This is a genomic window from Psychromonas marina (assembly GCF_030161115.1).
Taxonomy (GTDB): domain Bacteria; phylum Pseudomonadota; class Gammaproteobacteria; order Enterobacterales; family Psychromonadaceae; genus Psychromonas; species Psychromonas marina.
Genome location: NZ_BSPQ01000002.1, coordinates 227,288 through 241,098 on the forward strand (window position 1 = coordinate 227,288; position 13,811 = coordinate 241,098).

At 43.0% G+C, this 13,811-nt stretch carries 11 protein-coding genes; 5 read left to right on the top strand and 6 right to left on the bottom strand.

What is annotated here, in order from left to right; translation table 11 throughout:
* Window positions 1-2 precede the first annotated feature (2 nt).
* Window positions 3-665 carry a GntR family transcriptional regulator gene (locus QQK09_RS05140; protein WP_284203043.1) on the bottom strand — a complete coding sequence of 221 codons (663 nt, stop codon included), beginning with the start codon at window positions 663-665 and terminating at the stop codon, window positions 3-5.
* A 1,285-nt stretch (window positions 666-1,950) separates the two neighbouring features.
* On the opposite strand from QQK09_RS05140, the gene QQK09_RS05145 reads away from it, so the two are divergent.
* Window positions 1,951-2,262 (top strand): hypothetical protein, encoded by a 312-nt coding sequence (locus tag QQK09_RS05145; protein ID WP_284203044.1) that lies wholly within the window; start codon window positions 1,951-1,953, stop codon window positions 2,260-2,262.
* A gap of 47 nt (window positions 2,263-2,309) precedes the next feature.
* Window positions 2,310-3,182, top strand: coding sequence for a DMT family transporter (locus tag QQK09_RS05150; RefSeq protein WP_284203045.1), 873 nt, complete (start codon window positions 2,310-2,312; stop codon window positions 3,180-3,182).
* 52 nt (window positions 3,183-3,234) lie between these two features.
* Here QQK09_RS05150 and QQK09_RS05155 read toward each other — a convergent pair whose 3' ends face one another.
* The 4 genes from QQK09_RS05155 to purE all read right to left on the bottom strand — a co-directional run bounded on the left by QQK09_RS05155 (window position 3,235) and on the right by purE (window position 6,970).
* The gene (locus QQK09_RS05155; protein WP_284203046.1) at window positions 3,235-3,456 is read right to left on the bottom strand and encodes a hypothetical protein; all 222 of its coding nucleotides are present in this window, start codon (window positions 3,454-3,456) and stop codon (window positions 3,235-3,237) included.
* A 116-nt stretch (window positions 3,457-3,572) separates the two neighbouring features.
* Window positions 3,573-5,222, bottom strand: a complete 1,650-nt coding sequence (locus tag QQK09_RS05160) for a SulP family inorganic anion transporter (protein WP_284203047.1) — start codon at window positions 5,220-5,222, stop codon at window positions 3,573-3,575.
* Window positions 5,223-5,372: 150 nt separating this feature from the next.
* A complete protein-coding gene (locus tag QQK09_RS05165; RefSeq protein ID WP_284203048.1) occupies window positions 5,373-6,491 on the bottom strand; it encodes a 5-(carboxyamino)imidazole ribonucleotide synthase in 1,119 nt (372 codons plus the stop codon).
* Window positions 6,491-6,970, bottom strand: a complete 480-nt coding sequence (gene purE / locus QQK09_RS05170) for a 5-(carboxyamino)imidazole ribonucleotide mutase (RefSeq protein WP_284203049.1) — start codon at window positions 6,968-6,970, stop codon at window positions 6,491-6,493. The genes QQK09_RS05165 and purE overlap by 1 nt, the downstream gene beginning before the upstream one ends.
* 259 nt (window positions 6,971-7,229) lie before the next feature.
* On the opposite strand from purE, the gene QQK09_RS05175 reads away from it, so the two are divergent.
* Window positions 7,230-8,174: a LysR family transcriptional regulator gene (locus tag QQK09_RS05175; protein ID WP_284203050.1), complete on the top strand. Its 945-nt coding sequence runs from the start codon at window positions 7,230-7,232 to the stop codon at window positions 8,172-8,174.
* 52 nt (window positions 8,175-8,226) lie between these two features.
* Here the strand turns inward: QQK09_RS05175 and QQK09_RS05180 are convergent, their stop codons facing one another.
* Window positions 8,227-8,703: an acyl-CoA thioesterase gene (locus QQK09_RS05180; protein WP_284203051.1), complete on the bottom strand. Its 477-nt coding sequence runs from the start codon at window positions 8,701-8,703 to the stop codon at window positions 8,227-8,229.
* Window positions 8,704-8,942: 239 nt separating this feature from the next.
* On the opposite strand from QQK09_RS05180, the gene gltS reads away from it, so the two are divergent.
* Window positions 8,943-10,142 (top strand): sodium/glutamate symporter, encoded by a 1,200-nt coding sequence (gene gltS, locus QQK09_RS05185; protein WP_284203052.1) that lies wholly within the window; start codon window positions 8,943-8,945, stop codon window positions 10,140-10,142.
* A gap of 587 nt (window positions 10,143-10,729) precedes the next feature.
* Window positions 10,730-13,504, top strand: a complete 2,775-nt coding sequence (locus tag QQK09_RS05190) for a glycoside hydrolase family 3 protein (RefSeq protein WP_284203053.1) — start codon at window positions 10,730-10,732, stop codon at window positions 13,502-13,504.
* The last annotated feature ends 307 nt before the right edge of the window (window positions 13,505-13,811 follow it).

Consider the following 13,811-nt stretch of genomic DNA (forward strand, 5'->3'; position numbering starts at 1 on the left):
TGTTACTCCTCTAACAATTCATTTTCGATTAAAAGGCGACTGCTTTTTATATGTCTGCGCATCAACATTTCGGCCAATTCAGGATCACGTGCTTTGATCGCGTTTAAAATGGCAAAATGTTCATATAGGGCTTTTTCTGGACGTGATTTTGAACGTGGTGATTGGAAACGGTACATGCGGATTAAGTGGTACAACTGATCGCATAATAGTGCGATTAGCTGGTGATTTTTACTGGCTTTAATAATTAGGTAGTGAAAATCAAAATCACCCTGTTGGTAAAAGTAGGAAGCGCCATCTACCTCTTCGATATGGGATTGATGACGGTTTAATAACTCTTCTAAGGTTGCTATCTCTGAATCGGTAATATGTTTACATGCAAGATTGGCAGCCATTCCCTCTAACGCTTCACGTACCGCATAAATTTCCGCTAATTTTCCTAAACTCAGGGTCACAACTCGTGCGCCGACATGGGGAATACGTTCAACTAAATTAAGCGATTCAACGCGCATCATCGCTTCACGTAATGGCCCACGGCTGACATTAAAGACACGTGCTAACTCCGGCTCAGATATTTTACTACCGGCAGGATATTCACCATTTACGATCGCTTCTATTAAGCGTTCGGTTAAATTATCTGATTTTATTTGCTCTTTAGTTTCTATCATTCTTTGCCTGTTTGTTAACAGTTTGTTATTTATTTGTTGGAAATATAGTCTTTATAGATTAAAAAACAACCAAATTGTCAACAATCTTGTGTTTTTAAGCGTTTTGTTTAAAAAACATCCAACTGGATCACAAAATAGCCTTACAAAGTGTTGGGCTTTGTCGGTGAACTTGATTTGTCTTTCGCAGATTTTATGATTGTCGGGCTAAAGCCACGACCTACAGAGGAACTGTTTTTGGTGATTTGTCGTGCTAAAGCCGCGACCTACAGGAGGGCTGTTTATAGGTTTTATGATGATTGTCGGGCTGAAGCCGCGACCTACAGGGGAGCGTTTTTTGTTTTTGATTATGATTGTCGGGCTCAAGCCACGACCTACAGGGGCGCTGTGAATTTTGTAGGTCGGCGATTTATCCCGACACGCCAGGGGCGTTGTTTTGACTTTCGTTGTTAGCTACTCGTAACCCGCTGCTTAAAAATCTGTCGGGCTGAAGCCGCGACCTACAGGGGAGCGTTTTTTGTTTTTGATGATGATTGTCGGGCTAAAGCCACGACCTACAGGGGATTGGTGAATTTCGTAGGTCGGCGATTTATCCCGACACGGCAGGGGCGTTGTTTTGGCTTTCGTTGCTAGCTACACGCAACCCGCCGCTTAAAAACCTATCGGGCTGAAGCCGCGACCTACAGGGGGATTGGTGAATTTCGTAGGTCGGCGATTTATCCCAACACGGCAGGGGCGTTGTTTTGACTTTCGTTGCTAGCTACACGCAACCCGCCGCTTAAAAACCTGTCGGGCTAAAGCCGCGACCTACTAGGGAGCTGTTTATAGGTTTTATGATGATTGTCGGGCTGAAGCCGCGACCTACAGGAGGGCTGCATTTGAATTTACTGACCGCTAATAGCTAACAGCTAACAACTGCTTTCATTTGTCGGGCTAAAGCCGCGACTTACGGGGGATCGGTGAATTTCGTAGGTCGGCGATTTATCCCGACACGCCAAGGGCGTTGTTTTGACTTTCGTTGCTAGCTACACGCAACCCGCCGCTTAAAAATCTGTCGGGCTAAAGCCACGACCTACAGGAGGGCTGCATTTGAACTTACTGACGGCTAATAGCTAACAGCTAACAACTGCTTTCATTTTTCGGGCTAAAGTCTGACCTACAGGTGGATCAGTTATTTTTCATTTGTAGTAGATTTAAGCGCTTTTAATCTATAAATTAGGCATCCAAACTATGTAGCCGAAGCAGAGTACATAGATTCAAACACTTACCTCATCTAAAGCCGATTATCATGATTCAGTTACATAATATCCAAACTCAATTATTAAAAAAATGGTCACAATTTGTTGTCGCTTGTAAAAGTGTACAAGTATTTCAAGAACGCGCTTGGGTTGTGAGTATCGATAGTGCGGGTGGTGATACTGATGCGATGTTCAAAGATACGTTTGTTGTCAGTGAAGATAGTTTTTCAACTCCGATGTCGTGGATGCATCAACGTGATTACTCCAAGCAAGCAATTGACCAAGTCGACAAGATGCAGCGCTCTCAAGTATTAGTTGTTGATGTCGCAGGGCTATCGCATCATTTAATACGTGTGAAATAATGCTTTGATATCTACTCTTTAAGCTCCCCTCTATTATAGGAACACCCATGCTCAATAAAAAAATATCAGGTTATCTACTGGTACTCACCAGTATGCTGATTGTTAGTGCCGATAGCCTATTAGTCGAACTAACCCAAGCTGCTAGCTGGGATCTGTTATTTTGGCGAGGTGGTTTTATGGCCTTGTCACTGTCGGTTGTGTTGTTATTACGTTCACCTAAAAAGCTGCTTAGCAATGTACGTGAACTAAATGTTTCTTCATTCGTCGCCGGTATCGGATTTGCAGTTGGTGCGATCGGATTTGTGATGGCATTGGATAAAACCACGGTTTCAAGTACGGTGACTATTTTTAATACTGCGCCACTATTTACCGTAATATTATCCTTTTTCTTTCTCAAGGAGCGTATTGCTCGCTCTACATTAATTGCGATTGCGACGGTTATTTCCGGTGTGTGGGTTATTTTTGCTTTTGCACCGAGTCAGTCACTGTGGCAAGGGGATTTATATGCGTTGATTGGCGCTATCTTCTTTGCTATTTACCTTATCTGCTTGAGTATCAATAAAGGGCGTAATGCAGAGCTGATCCTTCTTATTGCAGGCATAATCATTATGATTTTTGCAGGGTTTAACGGTGCGTCACCTTTGCAATTAAACATGCAGCAATATATCTATCTGTTCCTAATGGGTGGGGTTATGTTACCCGCTGCTTATTTGTTGGTTTCCAAAGCATCAGCGTTAATTAGCGCGCCAGAGGTGAGTTTTATTCTGCTAGGGGAGATATTCTTTGGCCCACTCTATGTCTTATTTATTCTGGGAGATGCCCCAAGTAATAGTGATATGGTTGGTGCTGCCATTGTATTAACCACGCTTGCTGCACATACCTATTGGCAATTCAAACATCCTGAACCGACTCAAGGTTAAGCATCTGCTCAGTTCCTACTTTAAGGGCCTGCTATAAGCGATACAGATCAAACTACAACTGGTCAATGCACTCTTGAATACTTATGCGTTTTAAAAAGCATTGGTTTATCTTATCTTCTTGCGCTTGTGAAAGAGTGAATAACTTGGGGTGAGTTTGCGCTGCAAAGTGACGAATGATACGACGTCGGTAAATGGCGCGGCGATTAAATTGCATCAATAAACCTGAGAGTGCAAAAACCAAACAGCCACAAATAATATAAAAAACGAGCATCATAATATTCCCCTAAATCGTTGTCACCGTGATGGTTGTAAACAGTATAGTATTTCCTCTAAGATAGCAGGGGAAATACCATCGCTTACCTAATTATACGTTGCGAACAGTAGGGCGGATCACCTATCGCTTACATGTTCAAGTGCAACACGTAGTGCCTCTTCTCGGTGATGATAATGGTGTTGGCTGTTGATTAAATCTAGCACATGGAACTTCTCTAACTGCTGACGCGTTTCCTGATTCGGACATAATAGCAATACTTCACAATCGGCATCCTGCGCATCTTTTACTGCATTTTCAAGCGCTAACCCAACGGTGACATCGATCATCGGGACATCTGAGAGGTCTAAAATCATCACCTGATAATCTGAAATACTCGCATGTTGGCGTGATATTGCTTTTGAGACACTAAATATCATCGGCCCTGAAAGATAGAAAAACAGTACCTTGCCATCGGCCTTATCCAACAATATGCGTTCATTATCCGTCAGTGGTACATCGTTTTCATCGGCATCACTGATCGCTTTTACTTTACGTGCTTGCTCGCGGCTGAGTCGTTCAATGATAATGATATTAGAGATAAATACCCCGAGACCGACAGCCACAATCAAATCCACAAACACGGTTAATAACATCACGCCATACATCACCACCATACCGGGTAGGCTGACCTTATGGGCGCGTTGAATAAAGCTCCAGTCTAAAATATTAAAACCAACATATACCGCGATACCCGCTAGCACGGCCATCGGGATCGGCTCGGTCAAGCCACCTGCGACTAACACGACTAATGCTAAAACAAGCGCACGCACCATGCCAGATACAGGCGATCGGGCACCGACCTGAATATTGGTTACTGTGCCCATTGTTGCACCTGCACCAGGCAATGCACCAAACAGACCAGAGATCATATTGGCGATACCTTGGCCGCGTAGCTCTTTATCTGAGTCATGCTCTTTACGTGTCAGTGAATCACCAATAACCGCCGTTAGTAGGGTATCGATACAGCCTAATGTACCTAACACTAAGGCATCTAATACCATGTTAGTGATCATCTCTGCGTTAAAGTGCGGCATCACCAGCGAAGGCAAACCGGCAGGAATTTCACCAATACGGCGAATGCTGTCGGCATCAAAAAACAGAACCGATAACAACGTCACTGCGACTAATGCCACCAACTGCGCGGGCACATATTTTCTGTATTGTTTAGGGAAGTAAAATAAAACGCCTAGGGTAAGTAGTCCTAAAAAGAGCTCACTGACATCCATATTAAGCACGGTATCAGGAAGGACTGATAGCGTGTCAATAACACCACCGGCAGGGGCTGAATGCCCTAAAAGAGGGGATAACTGCAGAATAATTAAGATAACCCCGATACCAGACATAAATCCTGAAATTACGCTGTAGGGCATTAGGGTGATATATTTTCCGAGTTTCAGCGTACCCAGTAATATTTGAAAGGCACCGGCCATCATCACCACCGTAAACGACATCGCCATGCCCGTCTCGGGGTATTTTGCCATCATGCTGGTTAATACCGCCGTCATGATCACCGTCATTGGGCCGGTAGGTTCGGAAATGAGCGTATTGGAGCCACCAAAAAGGGCAGCAAAAAAGCCCACCATAATAGCGCCCCAAAGACCCGCTTCTGCGCCGGCTCCAGAAGCCACACCAAAGGCGAGTGCTAAGGGTAAAGAGATGATTGCGGTTGTCACACCACCAAAGATATCTCCCTTTAAGTTAATATTCTCAAAACGATTGCCAAGCATTTAATCCATCTCCATATAAAAAAATTGCATGCAAAGAACACAATAAAAATTGTTGTGCTCTTATCATTGCTGGAAATGAACTTGAATGACTGTTAAGGACTAACAGTCATTTTTAGGGGAGGGTAGAAAGGTAATGAGTCGGTTTGGTGATTAATCCCTCGCCGCTAATTGTGCTATCTGTTCTCTAACCTGTTGTTCATTTTCAACAATAAAGTTAATGTGACCCAGTTTTCTTTTCACTTTAGGTTCTTTGTTGTACCAGTACAGCTTACTGTTTGCTGTTAGTGCATCCAAAGGAGGCTGAGCGGTACCGATAAGGTTAAACATACCGGTCATCGAAATTTGCTCTGTGCTACCTAATGTTAAACCAGCTAACGCTCTAACATGGTTTTCAAACTGACAAGTAATACTGCCTAATTGTGTCCAGTGACCACTGTTGTGAACACGTGGTGCTAATTCATTGACCATCAGTGCATCGCCAACCACAAAAAACTCAATCGCTAGAATGCCAACATACTCTAAGTTGTTCAGCAGGCTTTCCATGTAATCTTGAGCTTGTTGCTGAAGATGTGCTGGAATATTCAGTGCCGGCGCAATTGAGTGCGTTAACATACCTTGCTCGTGATGATTCTCAGCAAGTGAATAATGCACGATTTCACCGCTTTGGCTGCGTGCAGAAACCAGTGAGATCTCTTTTTCAAACTTCACAAACGCTTCGATGATGTAATCAGTCATTGCAAGTTTGTCGAAAGCCTGCGCGTCTGCGTCATTTTTAATGACCCACTGATTCTTACCGTCATAACCTTCAGTACAAGACTTCGCCATCGCTGGGTAACCCAGTTTTTGACCTGCTTCGATGGCGCTTGCGTTATAAAGATAAGGCGAGGTTGGAATAGCTAAATCAGTTAACAGTTGCTTCTCTTTACCACGGTGTTGGCAAGCTTCAATCGCTTCAACACTTGGGTAGATAGGGCAACATTTCGCTAGGGCTTGCATTAAAGCAAGATCAACCTGTTCTTTTTCAACGCTAATACATTCAGGTTCACCCAGTGCGACATAAAGCGCGGCGATTGCATCAGCATCATAGCTGTTTGTGCCGTCTGCATTTTTTGTCGGATTAGGTGAACGTTCGATAATGCCTAAACCTTCAACACAGTCTAAATTTTGGCTTGCATCATCGTGAATAAAACTAAATTTAAGACCTATCGGTAAACCTGCTAGGGCCATCATGCGAGAAAGCTGTCCGCATCCCACTATCGCGATGCGCATTATTCTACCTCCCACGCAACACTTTCAGTTTGTTTCTGGCGCCAAGCTTTCACTTTGCTTTTTAATTCTTCATCATGCATAGCCAGTAATTGCGACGCTAATAGGCCCGCATTAAATGCACCCGCTTCGCCAATCGCTTGCGTTGCTACAGCAACACCTTTTGGCATTTGCACGATAGATAACAAGCTATCCATTCCTTTTAGTGCCTTACTTTGCACAGGAACGCCAATCACAGGAACACATGTCATTGCTGCTGCCATGCCTGGTAAATGTGCCGCGCCGCCTGCACCAGCAATAATTACGTCATACTTGCCTTCAGCAGATTCAGCGAATTCGCATAATCTTTTTGGGGTACGGTGAGCAGAGACCACCATCGCTTCAAAGGGGATACCAAATTCTTCAAGCAGCGTGGTAGCATTGCGCATTACAGGCCAATCAGATTGAGAACCCATGATGATAGCGACTTTAAATTTACTCATTGTTACTTCCCTATTAGCGTTTGTGTATTGAGGTGGTAAAGATTGGCGCTATTATATTCTTCATTGCCATTCAAAATCAATATACTAAGAGAGTTATAGCAAGCGTAAAACAGCCCACATCAGCGCAAGTGCTTGTTTCTTGTTAATGACAGCAGTATTGCAAAAAAGAAAGATAGATGAAAATAGATATAATCTAATTGCAATATAGATTATTATCTATATTGAATAAAACTCTAATCAGCGCAATAAGTGAGTCGTTATGCAATCTCGATTACATGCCCATGTTGGCACCATGAGGCAGTTGGAAATATTATTAGCAGTGCACGATAAAGGCAGCATTAATGAAGCTGCCAAATCACTGTTTTTAACGCAACCAACTGTTTCTATTCAGATGCGTAAACTAAGTGATGCGATTGGCGAGCCTTTGTATCAATATGTTAATCGACGCTTAGTGTTTACCGAGGTAGGTTTAGAGTTAGTAAAAACAGCAGTTGAAGTGCTCGATAGCTTCAGCCGATTAGATATGACCCTCGGTAACCTACGTGAATTTAAATCAGGCACCCTCAGGCTGGCGGTGGTAACGACCTCAAAGTACTTTATTCCACATCTGCTTGGCCCGTTTTGTGAGCAATTCCCAGATATTGATATCCAGTTAACCATCGGTAATCGAGAACAAACCATTGAACGCATGAAGCAGGGGATTGATGACTTTTATGTGTTTAGCCATCCTCCGCGTGATATCGAAGCACACAGCCTTGAGTTTTTAGAAAACCCACTGGTCGCCATTGCACATCAAGATCACCCGTTGGCTAAACAGAGCACCATTAGTCTCGCACAATTATGTGAAGCCCCTTTTTTGATGCGCGAGAAAGGGTCGGGCACCCGTTATGCTATCGAATCACTGCTTAAACAACATAAGTTGCAAGCAAATATAAAGATGACCATTGAAAGTAATGAAGCGATTAAACATTCGGTGATGTCGAAACTGGGGATATCTATTATCTCAGCACATACCTTAACCTATGGGGGACAAAGCGGGTTGGTGCGTTTACCTGTTAATGAGTTACCGATAGATTCACATTGGTTTTTTATGTGGTCGAGCTCAAAAAGACCAACGCTCATCGCCTCTGCGTTTCTAGAACATATCGAAACTAATGGCCGAGAACTGTTGCAAAATGAGCTAGATAAAAGCGCGCTTGTTTAAAGGGGAGGCAACGCACCTTTGACTGTATTGAAGCCAAAGGTGTTTGAGGTCGCTATTCCACAAAAATTTGCATCTCTTCGCCAATCTTCTTACGCATATTCATTAGCTTAATTGCCGTATCATGCTGTTTAATATCGGCTTCTGTTTCTGGTACCCATTCAGGAATACGTTCCGAGTGTCCATTCTGATCCACCGCCACCATAATCACAATACAGTGGGTGGTTAAACGGCGATTAAGCGATTTAGGATCACAGGCGTTCACCTCTAACGCGATATGCATTGATGACTTACCGGTATAAATAACCTTCGCTTCAACCTCGACTAAACTACCGACATGAATCGGTTGAACAAAACGAATGCCACCCGCATAAGCGGTTACACAATAACGACCACTCCAACCTGCAGCACAGGCATAAGCCGCTAAATCGATCCACTTCATCACGGCACCACCGTGCACCTTACCGCCAAAATTCACATCCTGTGTTTCCGCTAAAAATCGCAGCGTAATATCTCTTTGTGGCATTTTCATATTCTTCCCTGAATTTAATAGTAAAGGCAACTTAACTTGTTAACAGCCACTTGGCAAATAACAATTCATTAACATTGTTGAGTGTTAAGAATAATGACAGTGAGGAATAAAATCTAGTGGGGTTATTGACCAGTAACACAATTTCAACCATTAAAACGAGAGGAAAGTGCTGACATCATAATAGTAAATTATATATCATGGCGTTAATTCAGTTATCGCCATTTTAATTTAGGAAAATTATGGAAATCATTAATGTTAAAGGATTTGTCGCCTTTACCTTAGCAATCATTTTGCTGTTTATAGGTAAGTTCGCCACGCAGCATTCGCCGCTGTTACGAAAATACAGTATTCCAGAGCCTGTGATTGGTGGTTTTGTTTGTGCTGCGGTTGTCGCGCTCTTCTATTATTTTTTAGATAAACAGATAGAGTTCGATTTAGCGGTTAGAGATATCTTGCTGCTCTATTTCTTTGCCGGAATTGGTTTGAATGCCGATTTCAAAAGCCTCATCTCAGGCGGAAAACCGCTGCTGATTTTAACCGCCTTGGCCATTATTTATATTCTCTTACAAAACGTATTAGGGGTAAGTGTCGCCACTGCCTTTGGCTTAGAGCCAATATTAGGCTTGATGTCGGGCTCTATCTCACTGATTGGTGGTGTCGGAACAACCGTTGCTTGGGCACCTATTTTTGAACAGATGGGTATAAGTGGGGCTTCTGAAATTGGGATTGCCAGTAATACGATCGGTTTGATCTTTGCCTGTTTAATGGGCGGTCCTATTGCCAACTACCTGATCAATCGTCATAAACTTAAAACCAATAAAGATGATGATTTAGACATTGGTATCAGCCACGAAAATCACGTTAACTTGGATCACTTCTCTGTATTGCATGCGTGGTTAATGTTAAACGTCAGCTTGATGATTGGCTACTTATTAGATGCTGCGATTGCAGAAACCGGATTACAACTGCCAATGTTTGTATCCTGCCTGATCGCAGGGATATGTATTGGTAACTTCCGAACGTTAGTCCTAAAAAGAGAGATAAAGGCGGGCACCAAAAAAGGGCTGAGCCTGATATCCGATATCTGCTTGGGCATGTTTTTAACCATGGCGTTAATGGGCTTGCAACTTTGGCAACTACAAAGTGCACTCGCTTACCTAAGCACCGTGATGATTTTACAGGCGCTATTATCGGTTCTGTTCACCGTTTTTATCGTTTACCGCTTTATGGGCAAAGATTACGAGGCCGCCGTTATCAGCTCAGGTTTTGGAGGAATAACATTAGGCTCAACCGCCACTGCAATCGTTAATATGACCGCAGTAACACAGCAGTATGGTGCTGCCCATCGTGCGTTTATCGTCGTTCCATTGGTATGTGGTTTCTTTATCGACTTGGCGAATGCATTGATCATTAATTGGTTTGTTGGGTTTCACGGTTAATAAAGGGTGACACGATAGTATTAGTACTTGACGCTTTTTAATCACAAAAGCGTTCTATACCTTCTAGAATATTTTTCAACGTTAGTACAACGCAACAAGCTGCGAATATGATAACGATAAAAAATTTATTCAGTAGCAGTAAAAGTTGGCAACCTGTAAGCAGGAAAGCTATCTAACCCCAGCATTTTTGTTAATGCTTTTCATGTAGGTCGGTCTTTAGGCCGTCAATAAAGGAATGATGGGATAAATCCCAACCTACAGGGCCTCTCTATTTTTGATATTGATTGGCAATGGGTATAGAGAGTTGCACCGAAAGGGGATTTTAAAGTGTTGTCGCGCTTTAAAATCTACCAGCAGGCAACGCCTAATACCAATGGAATTTAATAGGTGTTCAGAGTTTGCGTAGGAAAAATTATTACTAATAAGGCGTGAGTTGCAGGAGATAGTTGTTCTCACTTCAAAATTCACAACGCAGTTAGGAATAATTTTAACCAGCAAGAATGATCACTTTATTAATTCCTTTGGTATAACCAGCGAAACTAACTGAAAACATCCTATTTCCCATTTATTGAGTTGGACAGACAGATATGCAAACTGAAAAAATTAGCATCGCTCAGAAAAACCTTGTACCTGTAAGTCGCCAAGCCGCAAGTGAAGGTATCGTATTATTAGAAAACGAAAATCAGACATTGCCGTTAAAAAAAGGTGAGAAAGTATCACTTTTTGGTCGCTGTCAAATAAACACATACCGCAGTGGTACCGGTTCGGGCGGTGCGGTGAATGTGCCATATGCAGTGAGTGCGCTTGAAGGCCTGCGCGCTAATGCCGCTATTGAGATCAATGAATCCCTTGTGAGCATCTACGAAACGTGGATTGCAGATCATCCCTTTGATGATGGCGGTGGCGGCTGGGCTGCGGAACCTTGGTTCCAACAAGAGATGCTGCTTGAAGATGAAATCGTTCAACAAGCCTCAGAAAATTCAGATAAAGCCCTGTTTTTTATCGGCCGTACCGCAGGTGAAGACCAAGATAATGCCGATACAGCAGGTAGCTACCGATTAACCGAAACAGAGCTATTGATGCTTGAAAAAGTAACAAGCCATTTCGATAACGTCATTGTGGTGCTTAATGTCACCAATATTATGGACATGTCATGGTTAAATAGCATTTCAAACAAACACGCAATTCAAGCGGTGTTATACAGCTGGGCTGCAGGTATGGAAGGCGGTGATGCGCTAGCAGACCTGTTAAGCGGTGATGTTTCACCAAGCGGCCGTTTGACCGATACCATCGCTTATCAATTGGCTGACTACCCATCATCAACCAACTTTGGACGTTTAGATTACAACTTCTACGCAGAAGACATCTATGTCGGTTATCGTTACTTCGAAACATTTAACCCGCAAGCCGTACAATATGCTTTTGGTGCTGGCCTGTCATATACCACCTTTAGCCAGAAGCTTGTTGCGCATTATGTTGAAGGCATCGGCGCGGAACAAGTGCTGCATTTTGATATTAACGTCGAAAATGTGGGGGCAGTGCATAGCAGTAAAGAGGTTATCCAACTTTATGTCTCAGCACCGCAAGGCAAACTGGGTCAACCTGCACGTAAATTAGTAGGGTTTGCAAAAACCAAAAGCTTACAGCCGGGCGAAAATGAAACATTACGACTTTCAATTGCACTCACTACACTTGCCTCTTTTGACGATAGTGGCGTAACGGGTAATGCAAACTGCTACGTATTAGAAGCGGGCAGTTATCAGTTCTATAGCGGCGGCAGTGTGCGTGACGCACAAGCACTTTCATCGACCTTTGAATTAGAAAAGCTATTAGTGACTGAAACGTTAAGTGAAGTATTAGCGCCAGTTAAACCTTTCATCCGTTTAAAACCGGGCGTATTAAGTGACAATGGTCTTTATCAAGCTACCTTTGAAGACGTACCACAACGTACCATATCATTAGCTGATCGCATCAAAGATAACATGCCAACCTCACACCCAATCACGGGTGATACAGGCATTAAACTGATCGATGTGAAACAAGGTCGTGCTTCATTAACCGATTTTGTCGCGCAGATGAGCAAAGAGCAACTGGCAACGATTGTCCGTGGCGAAGGCATGTGTAGCCCTAAAGTCACACCGGGCACCGCCTCTGCATTTGGTGGTGTTTCCGATAGCCTGTTTAATCTAGGTATTCCGGTTGCCGCTGCTGCCGATGGCCCTTCTGGTATTCGCATGGACAGTGGACATCAAGCAACACAAGTTCCGATCGGTACATTATTAGGCTGTACGTGGAATACACCGTTAAACGAAGCGTTATTTAACCTTATCGGTGAAGAGCTAAACGCCAATCATATCGATACATTATTAGGCCCTGGTATTAACATTCACCGTCACCCATTAAATGGTCGTAACTTTGAGTACTTTTCAGAAGACCCATTAATGACCGGTACCATGGGCGCAGCGCAGACACGTGGCCTTAAACAAGCGGGCGTTTCAGGCACAATCAAACATTACGCAGCGAACGACCAAGAGACAGCGCGCGTGGATGTAGACAGTGTGATGTCGCAACGTGCGTTACGTGAAATTCATCTTAAACCCTTTGAAATGGCGGTAAAAGAGGGACAAGCAACAACCATCATGAGTGCCTATAACCCAATCAACGGACATTGGACCGCATCGAACTATGACCTAAACACCACTGTATTACGTGGAGAATGGGGTTATCAAGGTATCGTGATGACCGACTGGTGGGCGAAAATGAACTGTCCAATTGAAGCGGGCAAAGAGGATAAAACCTATACCTCTTACATGGTTCGCTCGCAAAACGACCTATACATGGTGGTTGAAAACGATGGTGCAGAAAGTAACAGCATGGGCGACGATACCCTTGAAGCATTAGAAAAGGGCACATTAACCATTGGTGAACTGCAACGTTGTGCAATGAACATCTGTCGTTTCATTATCGATACGCCAGTGATGAATCGCCCGCTGAAAGCCTACGAGCCGATTAAAGCGTTTGCAGCAAGCAGCGAGCTTGTAGCAAATAATGTTATTGCGATTGAAAGCGATATTCAGCTTAACTGTAAAGCCAATAAAACGCTTATTATTGAAGTTGCCGAAGCGGGTGTTTACCAATGTAGTGGTTTGATTAGTTACGACCGTAACTCACTAGCACAATCGTCTTGTAGCTTAAGCTTAAATGGCATTTTCAGTATGTCACTCGGCGTGAACGGCACCGACGGTAAAGTGATTACCGTTGAAGGCCTGCAAGTTAAACTAGAGAAAGGCTTGTACCAACTAGACCTAAACTTTGTAAAAGTGGGACTAGAACTAGAACGCTTAATCTTTACTAAAGTGTAATAGTTAGTAACGCAATTATCACAGCGCTCAAAGCCCTTTGAGCGCTGTTTTTTTATTTTCCAATGAATAAGCCTGTTCAGTATGAGTTATTTTAAACTCTTAACAGGAATAAAAAATCTAATTGAATTTGAGTATGTGTTTCATTACTACTACAGGTAATAGTCGAATTTTTACAAAGATCGACAAACAAAGCTTCCAAATGAAATCCATCATTTTATAAACACAAATGTAAAAAATAAAAGTAGATGAAAATGAATCTTCAAAAATAGATGAATAACAAGTAATTTTTTTGCTTTTTCTTCCGCAG